The sequence below is a fragment of the Nocardioides exalbidus genome, assembly GCF_900105585.1.
Taxonomy (GTDB): Bacteria; Actinomycetota; Actinomycetes; order Propionibacteriales; family Nocardioidaceae; genus Nocardioides; species Nocardioides exalbidus.
In genome coordinates, this window is record NZ_FNRT01000002.1 from 3574224 (window position 1) to 3591850 (window position 17627).

Genomic DNA, 17627 nt, shown 5'->3' on the forward strand with positions numbered 1-17627 from the left:
AGGGTGCCGACATGGGAGAAGAGGTCGCGCAGCAGGAGTTCAGCCGGGCCGACCGGACGCGCCACCGCGAGAAGGTGCGCCGCAACCTCGACGTCTTCGCGCGGATGCTGCGCGAGGCAGCCTTCGACACCGACGACCCGATGACGGGCCTGGAGATGGAGCTCAACCTCATCGACGAGGTGGGCGACCCGGCACTGAAGAACGCCGAGGTGCTCGAGGCCATCGCCGACCCCGACTTCCAGACCGAGCTCGGCCAGTTCAACATCGAGATCAACCTCGCCCCGGCCAAGCTGCGCGAGGGCGGTCTCTCGACGTTCGAGGACAGCCTGCGCCGCTCGCTCAACGACGCCGAGGAGAAGGCCGCGAAGGTCGGCGCCCACCAGGTGATGATCGGGATCCTGCCGACGCTCGCGGAGGGACACATGACCCTCGAGTCGCTCAGCGCCAACCCCCGCTACAAGCTGCTGTCGGAGCAGATCCTCGCCGCCCGCGGCGAGGACATCACCATCGCGATCTCCGGTCGCGAGCGGCTCACCACCACCGCCGACTCGATCGTCCCGGAGGCCGCCTGCACCAGCACCCAGTTCCACGTGCAGACCTCGCCCGACCAGTTCGCCGCCTACTGGAACGCCGCGCAGGCCATCGCGGGCATCCAGGTGGCAGTGTCCGCCAACTCGCCCTACCTGCTCGGCAAGGAGCTGTGGCGCGAGACCCGGATCCCGCTGTTCGAGCAGGCGACCGACACCCGCAGCGAGGAGCTCAAGGCGCAGGGCGTGCGCCCCCGCGTGTGGTTCGGCGAGCGGTGGATCACCACGGTGTTCGACCTCTTCGAGGAGAACGTCCGCTACTTCCCGGCGCTGTTGCCCGTCACCGACGAGGAGGACCCGCTCGAGGTCCTGGAGTCCGGCGGCACCCCAAAGCTCCACGAGCTGCGGCTGCACAACGGCACCGTCTACCGCTGGAACCGACCGGTCTACGACATCTCCCAGGGCGTGCCGCACCTCCGCGTCGAGAACCGGCTGCTCGCCGCCGGCCCGACGGTCGCCGACACGATCGCCAACGCGGCCCTCTGGTTCGGACTGGTCCGCTACCTCGCCGAGAGCGAGCGCCCGCTGTGGTCGCAGATGTCCTTCTCGGCCGCCGAGGAGAACTTCCACGTCGCGGCTCAGCTCGGGGTCGACGCGCAGGTCTACTGGCCGGGCATCGGCCAGGTGCGCGCCACCGAGCTCGTCGTGCGCCGGCTCCTGCCGATGGCGCGCTCGGGCCTCGACTCGTGGGGCGTGCCGGCGGAGGAGAGCGACCGCTACCTCGGGATCATCGAGCAGCGCTGCCTGCAGGAGACCAGCGGCGCGGCCTGGTTCGTGGAGCGCGTGCGCCAGCGCGGGGGAGCGGATCGCTTCGACGCGCTGCGCGGTGCCCTGCTCGACTACCGAGAGCGGATGCACAGCAACGAGCCGGTGCACCTCTGGGACTGACGCCCCGGGGGTCGCACGGTCAGTGCCGGCGTAGCCGCCGCCACTCCCGTCGTACGTCGCTCACCGGGTCGAACCACCCGCGGCGGGTGACCACCACCAGCCCGACCGGCAAGCCGAGTGCGGAGGCCGCCCAGGCCGTCGGACCGACCCACCGGAGGTCGGTGTCGTGCGGGGTGAGCTCGCCCGGACGGGTGAGCCAGACGACCGGCCGCGTCGTGAGCACGGAGGCCCGCCGGAGCAGGGCCAGCACGACGTCGGCGCGGAGCCCCGCGTCGAGCCCCGCGTCGACCTCCGCGTCGAGCCGCGCGCCGGCCGGGCCGGGCTCGACCGGGTGGGTCGTGCAGCGACCGGGCACGCCCGCGTGCAGCACGCTCGGGAACCGGCGCCGGGAGTCCGCCTCCAGGAGGTCGAGCACGGCGTGGCGCAGCACCACGTGGGTGTAGCGGTCGATCGGTGCCTGCAGGGCAGGGTGCAGCGACGGCCGGGACGTCGCGGCAGGAGGCACCCGACCACCCTGCCGCAGCCGCGACCCCTCACCAGGCGTGTCCACAGGCTGCCCAAGGGCGTGCGTTTCCGTTACGGTTCCAGCAAGCCGCGCGGAGAAGCGCCAGCGGCGTCGAGAGGAGACACCATGGGCACCGTCGTCGTCGGATACGTCCCCAAGCCCGAGGGCGAAGCAGCCCTCGCCGCCGGCATCAACGAGGCGAAGCTGCGGGGCAGCAAGCTCGTGGTGGTGAACTCGCACCGCGGTGGGCAGGAGTTCGACGGGCCGGCCGCGCGGGCCGCCGAGGACGAGATGGCGTCGATCCGCACCACCCTCGAGTCCTCCGGCGTGGAGCACGACATCCGCCAGCTGGTGCGCGGCTTCGAGCCCGCCGAGGACCTGATCAGCATCGCCGAGGCCAACAACGCCGAGCTCCTCGTCATCGGCCTGCGGCGCCGCTCGCCCGTCGGCAAGCTGATCCTCGGCAGCAACGCGCAGCGCGTGCTGCTCGACGCCCCCTGCCCCGTCCTGGCCGTCAAGGCCCAGTAGTCCCACTGGTCCGGGCGGCCCCGCATCGGGGAGGATGTCCGGCATGGGCTTCCAGATCACCGGCGACCCGGCCGCCGACAAGGTCCTCGACGACTCCGCCTTCGCGCTGCTGATCGGCATGATGCTCGACCAGCAGTACCCGATGGAGCACGCGTTCCGCGGCCCGGCGAAGGTGCTCGACCGGATGGGCACGTTCGAGCCCGACGCGATCGCGGCGGCCGACCCCGAGTCGTTCGCGGCGATGGCGTCCACCCCGCCGGCGATCCACCGGTTCCCGGGCTCGATGGCCGCGCGGCTCCAGGAGGTCGCCCGGATCGTCGAGGAGACCTACGGCGGCGACGCCTCGCGGCTGTGGACCGAGGCCGCGGACGGCAAGGACCTGCTGAAGCGGGTGATGGCGCTGCCCGGCTTCGGCAAGCAGAAGGCCCAGATCTTCGTGGCGCTGCTGGCCAAGCAGCTCGACGTACGTCCTGAGGGCTGGGAGGCCGTCGTGGGCGACTACGCCCTCGAGGGACACCGCTCGGTCGCCGACGTCGTCGACGCCGACTCGCTGCAGAAGGTGCGCGACTTCAAGAAGGCGAAGAAGGCCGCGGCGAAGGCCGCTGCGCCGACGCCGCCTGCGTAGCCGACACGGGGTGCTTCACCCACCGGGTGCCCGGGCATGGGGACCACCGTGGCAGAATGACGGTGCGGCTCTTGACGACACCGGGCCTTGCCGCGCCCCGAAGTTGCTTGACGAGAGGTGTTCGTGTCTTCACACGCACGCAAGTTGCTCCCAGCAGGGGTGCTCTCGCACCCCTCCATCGCCGCTCTGGTTACCAGCGCGACCCCCACCGGCACCGTGTCCCCCGAGGACGTACGCCGTGCCAGTGACGAGGCAGGCGTCGAGCCGAAGCACCTGAAGGCGCTCCTCGGCCACCTGAGCGAGCTCGGGATCTCGGTGCAGATCGACGCCACGGCCCTGCGGGCCGTTGCCGCGACCACCAAGCGCACGACCACTGCGTCGACCGCCAAGAAGGCCCCGGCCAAGAAGGCTGCCGCCTCCGCCGCCGAGGCGCCCGCCAAGAAGGCGGCGGCGAAGAAGGCCGCCCCGGCGAAGAAGACGGCGGCCAAGAAGGCCGCCGAGGAGCCCGTCGACCTCGGCGAGGTCGAGGCGCCGGCCGTCGGTCCCGACGGCAAGAAGGTCCTGCCCGACATCCCCGACGACCAGTTCGAGAAGGACGTCGTCGCCGACCCGTCGATCAAGGAGGACGAGAAGCAGGCCTTCACTGTCTCCGCCGCCGACGAGACCGACGAGCCCGAGCAGCAGGTCATGGTGGCCGGTGCCACGGCCGACCCGGTCAAGGACTACCTCAAGCAGATCGGCAAGGTCCCGCTGCTCAACGCCGAGATGGAGGTCGAGCTCGCCAAGCGGATCGAGGCCGGCCTGTTCTCGGAGGAGAAGCTCGGCAAGGGCGGTCGCATCAGCCCGAAGATGCTCGAGGAGTACGAGTGGATCGCCGAGGACGGCCGTCGCGCCAAGAACCACCTCCTCGAGGCCAACCTCCGACTCGTCGTGTCGCTGGCCAAGCGCTACACCGGTCGCGGCATGCTCTTCCTCGACCTGATCCAGGAGGGCAACCTCGGCCTGATCCGTGCGGTCGAGAAGTTCGACTACACCAAGGGCTACAAGTTCTCGACCTACGCGACGTGGTGGATCCGCCAGGCCATCACCCGCGCCATGGCCGACCAGGCGCGCACCATCCGCATCCCGGTGCACATGGTCGAGGTCATCAACAAGCTCGCGCGCGTCCAGCGCCAGATGCTCCAGGACCTGGGCCGCGAGCCCACCCCGGAGGAGCTGGCCAAGGAGCTCGACATGACCCCCGAGAAGGTCATCGAGGTCCAGAAGTACGGCCGCGAGCCGATCTCGCTGCACACGCCCCTCGGTGAGGACGGCGACTCCGAGTTCGGTGACCTGATCGAGGACTCCGAGGCGATCGTCCCGGCGGATGCCGTGTCGTTCACCCTGCTCCAGGAGCAGCTGCACGCGGTGCTCGACACCCTGTCCGAGCGCGAGGCCGGCGTGGTCTCGATGCGCTTCGGCCTGACCGACGGCCAGCCCAAGACGCTCGACGAGATCGGCAAGGTCTACGGCGTGACCCGCGAGCGGATCCGCCAGATCGAGTCGAAGACCATGTCGAAGCTGCGGCACCCGAGCCGCTCGCAGGTCCTGCGCGACTACCTGGACTGAGTCCGCCAGCATCATCCGACGAGCAGCGCCGTCCCGGCCGGGGCGGCGCTGCTCGCCGTCCCGGGGGCCTTGACGCGGCGGCGTGTCCGGGTGGAGGGTCGAAACGCGAATACTCTTTCGCGTTTCCTTCTCGGGAGGCTCTGCTCATGCTCGGACGACTCATGCGTGCACCGGCGGCACTGGCCGGCGCACTGCTCCTGACCACGACCGCCACCGCGGCCCTGACCCTGGCGGCCCCGGCCCAGGCGGCCCCGGCCCAGGCCGATCCCCTCCCGCCGACGGCCGTCGCGATGGGTGACAGCTTCATCAGCGGCGAGGGAGCCGGCGGCTACGTCGCGGTGACCGACCAGTCCGGCGTCTCGCAGGGCTTCCCGGGCTGGGCGGCCGACAACTCCAACCCGTTCTTCTGCCACCGCTCGGCCAACGCCTCGATCCAGGTGGCCGACCTCCCGGGGATCGCCCAGCGGGTCAACCTGGCCTGCTCCGGCGCGCAGCCCGCCGACATGGCCAGCGCGTCCAGCGCGCGTCCGGCGGGTCGTACGGTCGCCGCTCAGATCGACCAGCTCCGGCAGGTCGCCCAGACGTCCGACGTCGACCTCGTGCTGCTGGGCCTCGGGTCGAACAACAGCCAGTTCACCTTCGGCGGTGTCGCCGCCGAGTGCGCGGGGCGCTTCGTCGCCGACGGCTACACCGGCTGGTGGGAGGTGTGGATCCACTTCATCAACTGGGTCACCGGGACCGAGCTCAACGAGCAGGCCTGCTCCGACGCCGACTTCGCCACCGGCGCGCAGATCGACGCCGCGCGGGCCGAGACCACGGCAGCCGTCCGCCAGGTGCTCGACGTGCTCGACGAGGTGGACGCCGACGGTGAGCACCGGATCGTGCTGCAGGACTACACCAACCCGCTGCCCGAGGCCTACGCCGAGCAGTACCTCGAGGAGGACGGCCGCCGCGACACCCGCGACAAGTACCGCGCGCTGGTCGACGAGAGGTACGCCGCGGGCTGCCCCGCCGACGTCGACTCGCTGGGCCCGGCCCACCGGTTCAGCCAGAACCTCGGGACCATCGTCGGCGGTGCGGCCGCGACCCTGCAGGCCGAGCGTCCCGACGCGGACATCACCTACCTCGACGTGCAGCACGCCTTCGACGGCGCCCGGCTCTGCGAGAGCCCGGGCAGTCCTGCCAACGCACTCGCGACACCGCTGCGCGTGATGGACGGCCCCAGCGGGGTGCACGTGACGAGCTTCGGACCCTTCGACAAGTTCGACATCAAGCGCGTCACCGACACCTGCTCTGACTACTACCAGACGTGCCAGGAGTCGTGGCACCCCAACGTCGCGGGCCACCAGGCCCTGGGCCGGTGCCTCTCGGGCGCATGGGCCGCAGGGGCGCCGACGGTGCGGTGCACGCGCGCGCCCGACGGGACGATCAGCACGTCATGAGCTGCCGATGAGCAGCCCCACGAGCACGGCCCGGCGCGACCCGCAGCAGGTGCGCTCGCACGAGACCGTCGAGGCGATCCTGCTGGCCGCCGACCACGAGATCGGCGAGCGGGGCCTGGCCGGTGCGAGCACCACCCGCATCGCGGCGCGCGCCGGGCTGTCGGTCGGCGCGCTCTACCGCTTCTTCCGTGACAAGGAGGCGATCGCGGACGCGCTCGCCGCGCGCTACCTCGACGCGGTGACCCCGGCGTACGCCGACGCGCTGGGCGCCGTCACGTCGGTGGCCGACCTGGACGGTGTGCTCGCCGAGCTCGTGCGGCGGGCCGCCGACCTCCAGGAGCGGCACCCGGGCTACTACCGGCTCACCGAGGAGCTCGCCCCCGAGCGGGGCGACTCCCCGGCACACCACGTGCGCGAGCACCTGGTCGACCTGTTCGCGGCGGCGCTGCGCGGCGCCGGCGTCCGCACCCCGGACGACGACCTGCGCCGCGCCGTCGACCTCTGCATCGAGACGGTGCGCCACACGCTCGCCCGGCACCCGGCCGGTGATCCGGCGCGGCAGGTGACGCTCGCCGAGGTCGAGGTCATGCTGGGGGCCTACCTCGCCGCCCGTCTGGCTTAGCAGTCGGACGGTCAGAGGGGTCGGACGGTCAGAGCGGCACGACGAGCGGGCTTCCGGCGACCGGGTCCGGCACGACGAGACAGTCGAGCCCGAAGACGTCGCGGACGAGGTCGGCGGTCACGACCTCGCCGGGCGCTCCCTGCGCGACGATGCGGCCGTCGGCCATGGCGACCATGTGGTCGGAGAAGCGCGCGGCGAGGTTGAGCTCGTGGAGCACGACGACGATCGTCTTGCCGCTGCGGTGGTTGAGCTCGCGGAGCAGGCGCAGCAGCTCGACCTGGTGGTTGAGGTCGAGGTAGGTCGTCGGCTCGTCGAGCAGCAGCACGTCGGTCTGCTGGGCCAGGGCCATCGCCACCCACACGCGCTGGCGCTGGCCGCCGGAGAGCTCGCGCAGCGGCCGGGCGACGAGGTCCTCGGTGCCGGTCGCATCGAGCGCGTCGGCCACCGCCGTCTCGTCCGCCTCCGTCCAGCGACGGAACCAGCCCTGGTGCGGGTGCCGGCCGCGCCCCACGAGGTCGCCGACCGTGATGCCGTCGGGTGCCACGGGGGTCTGGGGGAGCACCCCGAGCACCTGGGCGACCTCGAGCGTGGAGAGGACGTCGAGCGGGCGGTCGTCGAGGAGCACCGTGCCCGCGCGCGGCTTCAGCAGGCGGGCCAGCCCGCGCAGCAGGGTCGACTTCCCGCAGGCGTTGGCGCCGACGATGGTGGTCACCCGGCCCTCGAGGATCTCGACGTCGAGCGCGTCGACGACGACGCGGTCGTCGTAGCCGAGGGTGAGTCCTGTCGCGGCGAGCCTGGTCATCCGCCCTGTCCTTCCCGGTTGGCGGTGGCGAGCAGCCACACGAGGTAGGGCGCGCCGAGCGCGCCGGTGACGACACCGGTGGGCAGGGCCACCGGCAGGAGCTGGGTCGCGACGAGGTCAGCGCCGAGCAGGAGCGCGGCGCCGACCAGCGCGGCTGGGAGAACGCCGCCCGCGGCGGGCCCGAGCAGCCGCTGCGCAACAGGTCCAGCGACGAGCGCGACGAACGCGATCGGGCCGGCGACAGCGGTGGCGAGCGCGACGAGGAGCACCGCGAGGCCGATCAGACCGACCTTGGCGAGCTCGGTGCGGCCGCCGAGCCCGCGAGCAGTGTCGTCGCCGAGCTCGAGCAGGCGCAGCTGGCGCTGGAGTGCCACGGCGATCGGGAGGAGCACGACGAGTGCCGCGGCGAGGGTGTACTGCTGCGCGTCGTCCGCGCGTCCGACCGTGCCGGTGAGCCAGTGGATCGCCTCGCGGGCGTCGAAGACGGTGGCCCGGGTCAGGAGGTAGCCGGTGATCCCCTCGAAGGTCGCGGCCACCCCGATGCCGATCAGGATGAAGCGGTAGCCGCTGACGCCGTCGCGCCAGGCGAGGAGGTACATCATCAGCGAGCCGGCGACGGCTCCGCCCAGCGCCAGCAGGCAGGTGGTGAGGCTGCTGGCGTTGAAGAGCACGATCCCCGCAACCGCGGCGACCGAGGCGCCCGCCGAGACGCCCACGAAGTCGGGCGAGGCGAGGGGGTTGCGCAGCAGCTGCTGGAAGATCGTGCCGGAGGCGCCGAGGGCCGCACCGACGCACAGTGCGGACACCGCGACCGGCAGCCGGAGGTCGCGCACGATGAAGTCCACCGCGGCGTCGTCGACGAGGTGGGTGACCGAGCCGAACACCTCGGCGAGGCTGAGCCGGAAGCTCCCGACGACCAGGGTCACGACGAACAGGCCGAGGGCGAGCAGGCCGAGGGCGGCGGTGACCAGCAGGCCGCGGCGCCAGCGTGATCGTCGTACGGCACGCAGGGCGTCGAGGGTCGAGGGCTGCCCGGCCTGCTGGCGCGTGGGGGTGTCGGTGTGCGCGCTCACAGCTCGGCCAGCCTTCCCCATCGCACGACCGCGATGAAGACGGGCGCGCCCAGCACGCACAGGAGCACGCCGACCTGGACCTCGCCGGGACGGGCGATCACGCGGCCCACGATGTCGGCGACGAGCAGGACGATCGGGCCGAGGGCGAGGGAGTAGGGGAGGATCCATCGGTAGTCCGGCCCGCACACGAAGCGCGCGACGTGGGGGATGACCAGTCCCACGAAGACGATCGGACCGCATGCCGCCGTGGCCGCGCCGGCGAGCAGCGTCACCACGGCGAAGGTCGCCCAGCGGGCGCGTCGTACGTCGATGCCCAGGCCGCGCGCGGTGTCCTCGCCGAGCGCGAGTCCGTTGAGGGTACGACCGCAGGCGAGCGCCGCGACGATGCCGACCGCGAGGAACGGCGCGACACCGAGCACGACGGGCTCGTAGCGACCCGCCAGCGACCCGACCTGCCAGAACCGGATCTGGTCGAGCACGTCCGTGCGGGTCACCATCACCGCGCTCGTCACCGACCCGAAGCCCGCGGTGACGGCCACGCCGGCGAGCGCGAGCTTGACCGGGGTCGCCCCTTCGCGGCCGAAGGAGGCGATCGTGTAGACGACCACGGTGGCGACGAGGGCTCCGGCCATGCCGAACCACACGTAGCCCTGGACGTCGGTGATGCCGAGCCAGGCGATCGCGACGACCACGAAGAGTGCGGCTCCGGAGGTGATGCCCATGATGCCCGGGTCGGCGAGCGGGTTGCGGGTGACGCCCTGGAGCACGGCGCCGGACAGGCCGAGCGCAGCTCCGACGACGACACCGAGGATGGTGCGGGGCACCCGCAGCTCCAGGGTCACCGTGCCGTCCATGGTGTCGCCCGACCGGAGGGTCAGCAGGGCGTGCATGGCGTCCGCGAACGCGATGTCGCGCGACCCCTGCGTCAGGCTGACGAACGCCAGCACGACGATCAGGACGAGGAGCCCGACGAGCCCCGCTCCGAGGAGCGGGGCCCGCCGTGAGGAGTCGGTCGACACTCCCGGGCCCTTCAGTCGCCGACGGCGCCGTCGGCGTCGCGGATCGCGTCGGTGAGCTCCTCGAGCTGCGTGGCGTAGTCACCGTAGGTGTGCAGCCAGAACGCCGGCCACGACGCCACCGCGCCGGCCTCGGCGGCCTTGACGGAGAACCAGGTCGGCTGGGTCCTGCCGTAGTCGGCGTTGAGCTCGCCGACGTTGTCGAGGTCATCGCGGTCGTCCCAGAGGATCAGGTCGGGCTGGTACTTGTCCGCGTTCTCCATGCTCAGCGTCTCCCAGTAGGGGAAGTCGGCGTCGGGGGAGTCGGGCGCCTTCAGGTCGAGGCCCCACGCGATGAAGTCGAGCAGCTCGGGGGCGTACTCCGGGTTCGCGACGTAGACCTGGTCCTCGTAGGGCGACATCGCGTAGACGCTGAGGTCGTCGCGGGACGTCGCGACCTCCTCGAACTCCGCGCGCACCTCCTCGAAGCGCTCCTTGTCGGCGGCGATCGCGGGGTCGTCGACGTCGGCGCCGAGGCTCTCGGCGAGGTCCTCGTAGGTCTCGGCGAGGGTGAGGATCGAGTCGCCCTGCGTCGCGCCGACCATCGGCGCGAGCTCGGCGATCTTCTTGCTCTTGGCCTCGACGCCCTCCTCGACACCCGAGTGCGCTTCCTCGGCGGGCCACCAGTCGGCGACGATGAGGTCGGGGCGCAGCGAGGCGGCCTTCTCGACGTCGATCTTGCCCCACTCCTCGCCCAGGATCTCGATGCCGTCGAGGTCGAGGTCGCGCAGGTTGGGGTCGGTCTCGACCGACTCGTCGGCGTAGATGGCGACGGGCCTGATCCCGAACGACATCAGCGCCCGGGCTGCGGCGCCGTGGGCGATGATCCGGGTCGGGGTCTCGTCGAGCGCGACCTCCTCGCCGGAGCCGTCGGTGAAGCTCCAGGGACCGCTCGGCGCATCGGCGGCGGTCTCGGGCTCGGCCTCCGAGGGGTCGGCGCAGGCGCTGAGGGGGAGGGCGAGCGAGGCGGCGACGAGGGCCGCGGCGCGGAATCTGCTGGTCATGTGTCGTCCCTTTCCGGACAGGAGTAAGGGAAGGCTAACCTCAAAACGGACGCGATCAGGAAGTGGCTGGCAGTGTGGACGCATGAGCCGCCGGCCGACGTCCGACCCGAGGTCCGGACGGCAGCGCCTCGCGCTCGCCCTGACGCCCGCCCTGCTGGCAGTCGGCGGCTGCACCGACGACGGAGCACCGGTGCCGTCGCCCGGCGCGCTGTCGTCACAGCCGTCGTCGTCCTCGTCACCCCCGAGTCGGTCCCCGAGTGCGACCCCGTCGCAGACGTCGACGCCCAGCCCGCCGCCGACGGCAGAGCCGGTCGCTCCCGACGACCTCGACGCGGCGACGGCCCCGGCCGTGGTCCGGCACCTCGCGGGCCGCATCGGCCCTCGTGAGGGGACCAGCCCGGCGTTCCGCGAGGCCGTCGCGTGGGTCGACGACCGCTTCACGGCACTGGGGTACGACGTCTCCCGCCAGCGCGTCGACGTACCTGCCGGGGTGTCGTGGCAGGGTGCGTCGCTCGCGGCCGGCCGGTCCGCCAACGTGGTCGCCGCGCCACCCGGCTTCGACGCCGCGGAACCGCACCTGGTCGTCGGCGCCCACCTCGACACGGTGTCGGGGGCGCCCGGTGCGGAGGACAACGCGTCGGGCGTCGGTGTGCTGCTCGCGGTCGCCGAGGCGATCGCGGAGCGGCGTACGCGCCTCCCGGTCGTCCTCGTCGCCTTCGGTGCCGAGGAGCCGCGCGGAGCAGGCGACGCGCTGCACCACTTCGGCTCGCGGCACTACGTCGCCTCCCTCACGCGAGCCGAGCGCGGGGCCGTGCGGGGGATGGTCTCGCTGGACCGCGTCGGCGTGGGCAGCGTGGTGCCCGTCGGGTCGGCGAGGGAGTCGGCGTCGGAGCCCGACCCGGTCCACCGGGCGCTCCTCGCCGCCGCGCGCGGTGCGGGCGTGCCGACCGTGGCCGAGGTCCGCGAGAGGAGCAGCGACCACTGGTCGTTCGTGCGGGCGGGGCTGCCGGCGGCCCGGCTCGGCTCCACGCCCTACGCGGGCTACCACTCCCCGGGAGACGTGCCGTCCGTCGTCGAGCGGGCCCAGCTCGAGCGGGTGGGCCGGGTCGTGCTGGCGTGGCTCGCGCCGAGGGCCTAGCCCCCGCCGAGCCCGGCGCAGGTGCGGAGCGCGGCACGCTCCGCGTCGAAGGCGTCGGCAGCCGACCCGCGCACCTGCGAGGCGAGACCGTCCGCGCCGATCTCCGCTGGCCACCACTGCGAGGCGGTGACGCGGGCCCGGCCGGCGGACTCGGCCGGTGGGCGCACGGTGAGGGTGAGGACCCCGGTGGGTCCGGGGGAGTACCACGCGAAGTTGCCCAGGCCGTAGGCCACGTAGCCCGGGCCGAGGCGGCCGTCGCCCTGGAGCCGGTGGGCGTGGGTGCCCGCGACGACGTCGGCACCGGCTCCGACCAGCCGGCGGGCGAGGGTGCGCTGGTCCTCGCTCGGGCACCTGTCGCCCTGGACGCCCCAGTGGAGGTAGGCCACCACGACGTCCGCCGCGCGGTCGGCCCGTCGCACGGCTGCCAGCAGGCGCGCCGGGTCGATGGCGTCGGCGATCCCGGCGGAGGCGTCCGTGGCGGCCCACGCGCCGGTCGGGTCGGCGGTCGGGTCCTGGTCGGCGAGGGAGGCCGTGACCGTGGCGACACTCGTGCCGTCGACCTCGATGACGGCCGGCCGGAAGGCCTCATCGGCGTCCTGGCCGATGCCGATGACCTCGAGCGACGGGTCGGCACGCCGCGCGGCGGAGATCGCGCGGAACGTGCTCGGGAGCCGGTCGCGACCGTGGTCGAGGGCGTGGTTGTTGGCCATCGTGGCGACGTCGACCCCGGCCGCGGCCAGCGCGGTGAGGGCGGCGGGCCCGGCGGAGAACGTGAACCGCTTGGCCGGGTCGGGAGCACCACCGGAGCCGATCGAGGTCTCCAGGTTGACGATGGCCAGGTCGGCCGCCCGGAGCGCCGTCGAGGCCGGTGTGAGCGCGCTCGCGGGTGCACGCAGGCGCTCGCGCAGCGCGCCCTCGAAGTGGACGTCCCCGGCGAGGGCGATGGTCATCGGCCGGGGCGGAGACGCGGCGGCCGGCTCCTCCGACGGAGCCGTGGAGGGCGTGGCGGTCGTGGTCGGCGCCTCGCTGCGGGGCGCGGTGGCGGCGGGCTCGTCCGGCGCGGAGCAGGCGGAGGTGGTCAGGAGGCCCGCGAGGAGGAGCGCAGCCCGGATCGGGCGTCGTGCCCGCGACCTGGCGACCCCCCTCATGCTGCCATCGTGCCACCGGACGTGGAGGGGATCGCCCCTACGTGGGTGGAGCGGTGGGGGTGCAGGGTGCGACACTCGACCCCATGAGATCTCGGACCGCACTCACCGTCGGCGCGACGATCGCGCTGGCTGCCCTGGTCGCAGCCCCGGCGGCGCACGCGGAGGTCTACAGCATCGACGACCCGGCCGACGCCAGCGCCTCGCTGACCGACATCACCGGGCTCGAGGCCGACTACGGCAACGCCAAGCTGCTGGTGAAGGTGCGGTTCGCGGAGCTGATGCGGTCGAGCGCGGCAGGGGTCTCGGTGTTCATCGACACCGACCCCGACGCGAAGGGGGCCGAGTACGTCCTCAGCAGCGGCCTCGGTGACGGCACCGACTACGTCCTCACCGAGGCGAAGGGCTGGCACGCGATCGACGAGCGGGTCAGCTGTGACTACCACGCCCGTCCGAAGTGGGGCAACGACGTCTTCCGTGCCGTGATCAGCCGCGAGTGCTTCGACGACGCCACGTCCGTGCGGGTGTCGGTGAAGATGGGCGACCGTGCCGACGGGTCGCACCCGGTCGTCGACTGGGCGCCCAAGCGGCACCGCTGGAGCCTGCCGATCGTGTCCGGCCTCCCGGCCTGACGCCGCCTCCGCACCTGCTCAGGCAGCAGCGACGAGCGACACGGCCACGCCGCACAGGAGCAGCCCGAGCCCCTGCGGGCCGTGGATCCGCTCACGCAGCAGGGCGGCTGCGAGGGCGATCGTGATCGCGGGGTAGAGCGAGGTGACCACCGAGGCGATGGTGAGCAGCCCGGTCTGGGTGGCGAGGAGGAAGGCGACCGCGGCCGCCGTCGCGAGCAGGCCCGCGACGACACCCCACGCCTGCGACCGCTCGCCCGGGACCCAGCGGCCGCCGAGCGCTGTCGCCGTCACGGCCACGCAGACCGTCCCGACCGCCTGCGCGACCGCGAGCGGGGCGAAGCCGGCGGACTCGGGCACCTGGCCCATCGCCGCGAAGAGCAGGCCGAAGCCGAGACCTGCCAGCACGCCGTCGACGATCCCGGCCGCGAGGTCACCGGAGCCGCCGGGCTCGCGGCTCACCAGCCAGATGCCCGGCACCGCCGCCAGGATCCCCAGCCACACGAGGAGCGCGGGTCGCTCGCCGGTCGCGACCCCGACGGCGACCGGCAGCAGCGCCGCGCCCACGGCCGAGATCGGCGCGACGACACCCATCCGGCCGGCCGCCAGGCCGCGGTAGAGGAACGCGCCGCCCGCGCCCGACCCGACGCCCGCGAGCGCACCCCACCAGAGGTCGGCCGCGGTCGGGTCGCCCCCGGTGAGCAGGACCAGGACGACGGCGCCCACGAACGACGACGCGGTGCCCACGAAGGCGACCGGCCAGGCCGACGTACGGCGCGAGGTGAGGCCGCCGACGAAGTCCGAGAGCCCGTAGGCGAGCGCGGCCACGAGGGAGAGCAGGACTGCCATCAGCCGGCCATCAGGTGGTCGCCACGCCGACGGCCCAGGTCACCGCGGCCAGGAAGGCGGCCACGAGCTCGATGAGGATCGAGACGCCGACCGCCTTCAGCGCGCCCACGGTGGAGGGCCACGCCTGCGCACCGCCGACGCGGGCGCGCTCGGCGACGTAGACGCCGAGCACGAAGCCGATGAACATGCCGACGACCGGAACCACGAAGAAGCCGACGAAGGCGAGCAGCGCGCCGACGAGGAGCGTGCGGTTCGGGACGCCGGAGGCCTTGAGCCGCCGCCCCGGGACGAGGTACTTCACCACGGTGCCCGCCGCGAGCAGCACGGTCGCGACGGCGAACACCACCCAGCCGGTCGTCGTCCCGACCTGGACGGCCCACACCAGGATCGCGCCCAGGACGAGCAGCGTGCCCGGCAGCACCGGCACGATGATGCCGGCGATGCCGATGGCGATGGCGATGCCGACCAGGACGTCGAGTGTGGTCACGAGGTGAACCTATCGACGTCCCGGCCGGCACCGCCTGCTCGGCCAGGCCGCGAGATCAGGCAGCTGACTCAGGCGGCCAGGTCGGGCACGGGCACCCGCTCGTCCTCGACCTCGGGAGCCGGCGCTGCGCCGCGACGGATCCGGGCCAGCGTCGCGAGCGCGACCACGAGGGCGATCGCGGCGAACGTCGCGCTCGTGAGGTAGGCCGCGCGCGCCCCGGGGACGAAGCTCTCGGGCTCCGCGCCGACCGCGTAGACCGACGCGACGATCGCGACGCCCACGGCCGCGCCGAGCTGCTGCACGGTCTGGAGCAGGCCCGAGGCGGAGCCCGCGTGCTCGTGCTCCACGCCGGACAGCACGGTGGCGGTGACCGGCATGAAGACCAGGGCACCACCGATGCCGGACAGGATCATCGAGGGCAGGACGCCGGCGACGTAAGTCGAGGACTCGCTGACCCGGCTCAGCAGGACGAAGCCGGTGAGCAGCAGCGCCGCGCCGACCGGGATCAGCCGGCCCGCGCCGTGGCGGGCGAGCAGCGATGGCGTGAGTCGCGACATCGTGAAGATCCCGATGCTGAACGGCAGGAACGCGAAGCCGGTCGCGAGCGGTCCCATGCCGAGGGCGCGCTGGGTGTACTGCACGGTGAGGAAGAACATCGAGAGCTGGCCCGCGATCACGAAGCCCATGACGACCAGGGCAGCGACCCGACGCCGGTCGGCGAGGAGGCTGGGCCGGATGAGCGGGTGCGGGTGGCGGCGCTCGGTGCGGACGAGCAGGGCGAGGCTCAGCGCGCCGACGAGGAGCATGCCGAGCGTGCGGGCGGAGAGCCAGCCGTGCTCGGGCGCACCGACGAGTGCCCAGACGACCGAGACGGCGCCGACGGTCGACGTGAGCGCTCCGACCACGTCGAAGCGGCCCTCGCGACGCGGGGTCTCGTGGACGAAGCGCGGGGTGAGGAGCAGCACGGCGAGGCCGATCGGGACGTTGATGAAGAGCGTCCAGCGCCACGAGGCGACGTCGGTGAGGAGCCCGCCGAGCACCAGGCCGATGGAGGCGCCACCGGACGAGACTGCTCCGAACAGCGCGAGTGCGCGGTTGCGAGCGGCCTCGTCGGGGGCGTTGGTGGTCAGCAGGGCCAGCACGCTGGGTGCAGCCATCGCGGCACCGATGCCCTGGGCCGCGCGGGCGAGCACGAGCTGGGTGGGTGACTGGGCGAGGCCGCCCAGGAGGGAGGCGAAGGTGAAGACGCCGAGGCCGACGAGGAAGAGGCGACGACGGCCGCGGACGTCGCCGAGCCGGCCGCCGAGGAGCAGCAGGCCGCCGAACGCGAGGGCGTAGGCGTTGAGCACCCACGACAGCGCGGCGGGACCGAAGCCGAGGTCGGCGTCGATGCGGGGGAGCGCGACGTTCACGACGGTCGCGTCCAGCACGAGCATGAGCTGGGCGACCAGGACGATGGCGATGCCGGTGGCGACACGGGTGGCGTCGGGCGGCAGCTCGTCGGGCAGTGCCGTGGACGAGGCGGCGGAGCGGGAACGGATGGTCACGGTGGATCGGTCCTGTTCTGACCCCGTGGGGCCGGTGTACTGTAGGCGGAGAAGTTCTCCGCTTTCGAGAACAATACGGAGACTGTCTCCGTTTAGCAAGAGGAGTGACCGTGCGAGCCGATGCCAAGCGCAACCGCGACCTGATCGTGGAGAGCGCCCGCGAGGTCTTCCGGGAGCAGGGCTACAACGCCTCGCTCGACCTCGTCGCCAAGCGCGCGGGCGTCGGGGCCGGCACCCTCTACCGGCACTTCCCGTCGCGCGAGGACCTGGTCAACGCGGTCATGCAGGTGTGGGTCGACCGGGTCGAGGAGGCCACCGAGAAGGTCCTCGCCTTCGAGGGCCCGCCGCGCGAGCTGCTCGACCAGTGGTTGCTGACCTACGCCGAGCTGATCAGCCTCCACAAGGGTGGTGCGGCCAAGATCACCGCCGCGATGGTGCAGCCCGACTCGCCCATCGCGCCCAAGTGCAAGGTGCTGCGCGACGCGACCAGCCGCGTCACCGACCGCCTCCACGAGGAGGGCGTCCTGCGCGAGGGCATCACCCCCGAGGACGTGTGCCGCCTGGTGGGCGGCGTGGCCACGGTGGCCGACGGCGCCGAGCAGCCGGTGAGCGAGATCGAGCCGCTCCTGAAGGTCCTCGCCGCCGGGATGGCCCGCTGAGCAGGCCTCGCTCGCCCCGCGCACGCAGAACGGCCCCGGAGATCACTCCGGGGCCGTTGCTGGAAGTAGGGGTGCGGGGTGCTGCTCAGGCCTCGTCGTCCGCGACCGGGGTGGTCGGGGTCTCGAGCTTGTGGGTCTCGTCGTGGACGGTCGCCGCGACCTCGCGAAGCTTCTCGCCGTGCTCGCGGGCGTGGTGGGCGCAGAAGAGCAGCTCACCACCCGACTGGAGCTCCACGCGGAGGTAGGCCTGGGCGCCGCAGCGGTCGCAGCGGTCACCGGCCGTCAGGACGGCCTGGGTGGGTGCGGTGGCAGTGGTCACGTCAGCCTCATTTCTGTTCATCGGTGTCTGGCCCAACGTAGCCAGTGGGGCAAAGATTCCCCGCTGGCGTTTCAAGCTCGAGAACTCCTCAAGTCAATCACGTCACACTCGTCCT

Annotated in this window: 19 protein-coding genes; 9 read left to right on the forward strand and 10 right to left on the reverse strand. The window is 72.7% G+C overall.

Annotation, left to right across the window (positions count from 1 at the left end; all coding sequences use genetic code 11):
* Nucleotides 1-11 precede the first annotated feature (11 nt).
* Complete coding sequence (locus tag BLV76_RS17415; protein WP_090970641.1) at nucleotides 12-1475, forward strand: glutamate-cysteine ligase family protein; 1464 nt, start codon at nucleotides 12-14, stop codon at nucleotides 1473-1475.
* A gap of 19 nt (nucleotides 1476-1494) precedes the next feature.
* On the opposite strand, the gene BLV76_RS17420 is transcribed toward BLV76_RS17415, so the two are convergent.
* Nucleotides 1495-1980 (reverse strand): hypothetical protein, encoded by a 486-nt coding sequence (locus tag BLV76_RS17420; RefSeq protein ID WP_245734729.1) that lies wholly within the window; start codon nucleotides 1978-1980, stop codon nucleotides 1495-1497.
* Between the two features lie 126 nt (nucleotides 1981-2106).
* Between BLV76_RS17420 and BLV76_RS17425 the strand changes: the two genes are divergently transcribed.
* The 5 genes from BLV76_RS17425 to BLV76_RS17445 all read left to right on the forward strand — a co-directional run bounded on the left by BLV76_RS17425 (nucleotide 2107) and on the right by BLV76_RS17445 (nucleotide 6805).
* Nucleotides 2107-2508 (forward strand): universal stress protein, encoded by a 402-nt coding sequence (locus tag BLV76_RS17425; protein WP_090970643.1) that lies wholly within the window; start codon nucleotides 2107-2109, stop codon nucleotides 2506-2508.
* Between the two features lie 43 nt (nucleotides 2509-2551).
* A complete protein-coding gene (locus BLV76_RS17430) occupies nucleotides 2552-3133 on the forward strand; it encodes an HhH-GPD-type base excision DNA repair protein (protein ID WP_090970645.1) in 582 nt (193 codons plus the stop codon).
* 117 nt (nucleotides 3134-3250) lie between these two features.
* Nucleotides 3251-4741, forward strand: a complete 1491-nt coding sequence (locus BLV76_RS17435; protein WP_090970647.1) for an RNA polymerase sigma factor — start codon at nucleotides 3251-3253, stop codon at nucleotides 4739-4741.
* A 146-nt stretch (nucleotides 4742-4887) separates the two neighbouring features.
* Nucleotides 4888-6183 (forward strand): SGNH/GDSL hydrolase family protein, encoded by a 1296-nt coding sequence (locus BLV76_RS17440; RefSeq protein ID WP_217630379.1) that lies wholly within the window; start codon nucleotides 4888-4890, stop codon nucleotides 6181-6183.
* Between the two features lie 7 nt (nucleotides 6184-6190).
* A complete protein-coding gene (locus BLV76_RS17445) occupies nucleotides 6191-6805 on the forward strand; it encodes a TetR/AcrR family transcriptional regulator (protein WP_090970650.1) in 615 nt (204 codons plus the stop codon).
* Between the two features lie 28 nt (nucleotides 6806-6833).
* On the opposite strand, the gene BLV76_RS17450 is transcribed toward BLV76_RS17445, so the two are convergent.
* Genes BLV76_RS17450 through BLV76_RS17465 form a run of 4 tightly spaced genes read right to left on the reverse strand, consistent with a single transcriptional unit; the run spans nucleotide 6834 to nucleotide 10739 of the window.
* Nucleotides 6834-7607, reverse strand: coding sequence for an ABC transporter ATP-binding protein (locus BLV76_RS17450; protein WP_090970652.1), 774 nt, complete (start codon nucleotides 7605-7607; stop codon nucleotides 6834-6836).
* Nucleotides 7604-8680, reverse strand: a complete 1077-nt coding sequence (locus tag BLV76_RS17455) for a FecCD family ABC transporter permease (RefSeq protein ID WP_245734730.1) — start codon at nucleotides 8678-8680, stop codon at nucleotides 7604-7606. Before BLV76_RS17455 ends, BLV76_RS17450 begins: the two co-directional genes overlap by 4 nt.
* Entirely contained in the window at nucleotides 8677-9699 is a 1023-nt protein-coding gene (locus BLV76_RS17460) for a FecCD family ABC transporter permease (RefSeq protein WP_175539727.1), read from the reverse strand. Before BLV76_RS17460 ends, BLV76_RS17455 begins: the two co-directional genes overlap by 4 nt.
* An 11-nt stretch (nucleotides 9700-9710) precedes the next feature.
* On the reverse strand, nucleotides 9711-10739 hold the full coding sequence (locus tag BLV76_RS17465; RefSeq protein WP_175539728.1) for an ABC transporter substrate-binding protein: 1029 nt from the start codon (nucleotides 10737-10739) through the stop codon (nucleotides 9711-9713).
* Between the two features lie 82 nt (nucleotides 10740-10821).
* On the opposite strand from BLV76_RS17465, the gene BLV76_RS17470 reads away from it, so the two are divergent.
* Entirely contained in the window at nucleotides 10822-11877 is a 1056-nt protein-coding gene (locus BLV76_RS17470) for a M28 family metallopeptidase (RefSeq protein ID WP_090972892.1), read from the forward strand.
* Here the strand turns inward: BLV76_RS17470 and BLV76_RS17475 are convergent.
* Nucleotides 11874-13025 (reverse strand): CapA family protein, encoded by a 1152-nt coding sequence (locus BLV76_RS17475; protein ID WP_090970657.1) that lies wholly within the window; start codon nucleotides 13023-13025, stop codon nucleotides 11874-11876. The genes BLV76_RS17470 and BLV76_RS17475 overlap by 4 nt on opposite strands.
* A gap of 83 nt (nucleotides 13026-13108) precedes the next feature.
* On the opposite strand from BLV76_RS17475, the gene BLV76_RS17480 reads away from it, so the two are divergent.
* Nucleotides 13109-13654, forward strand: a complete 546-nt coding sequence (locus BLV76_RS17480) for a hypothetical protein (RefSeq protein WP_090970659.1) — start codon at nucleotides 13109-13111, stop codon at nucleotides 13652-13654.
* 18 nt (nucleotides 13655-13672) lie between these two features.
* Here BLV76_RS17480 and BLV76_RS17485 read toward each other — a convergent pair whose 3' ends face one another.
* The 3 genes from BLV76_RS17485 to BLV76_RS17495 all read right to left on the reverse strand — a co-directional run bounded on the left by BLV76_RS17485 (nucleotide 13673) and on the right by BLV76_RS17495 (nucleotide 16534).
* On the reverse strand, nucleotides 13673-14500 hold the full coding sequence (locus BLV76_RS17485; RefSeq protein WP_090970660.1) for a DMT family transporter: 828 nt from the start codon (nucleotides 14498-14500) through the stop codon (nucleotides 13673-13675).
* Between the two features lie 10 nt (nucleotides 14501-14510).
* Nucleotides 14511-14987: a DUF456 domain-containing protein gene (locus BLV76_RS17490; protein ID WP_090970662.1), complete on the reverse strand. Its 477-nt coding sequence runs from the start codon at nucleotides 14985-14987 to the stop codon at nucleotides 14511-14513.
* 68 nt (nucleotides 14988-15055) lie between these two features.
* Nucleotides 15056-16534: an MFS transporter gene (locus tag BLV76_RS17495; protein WP_245734731.1), complete on the reverse strand. Its 1479-nt coding sequence runs from the start codon at nucleotides 16532-16534 to the stop codon at nucleotides 15056-15058.
* 110 nt (nucleotides 16535-16644) lie between these two features.
* Between BLV76_RS17495 and BLV76_RS17500 the strand changes: the two genes are divergently transcribed.
* Complete coding sequence (locus tag BLV76_RS17500; protein ID WP_090970664.1) at nucleotides 16645-17193, forward strand: TetR/AcrR family transcriptional regulator; 549 nt, start codon at nucleotides 16645-16647, stop codon at nucleotides 17191-17193.
* 85 nt (nucleotides 17194-17278) lie between these two features.
* On the opposite strand, the gene BLV76_RS17505 is transcribed toward BLV76_RS17500, so the two are convergent.
* Nucleotides 17279-17533, reverse strand: a complete 255-nt coding sequence (locus BLV76_RS17505; protein WP_217630380.1) for a DUF7455 domain-containing protein — start codon at nucleotides 17531-17533, stop codon at nucleotides 17279-17281.
* Nucleotides 17534-17627 lie beyond the last annotated feature (94 nt).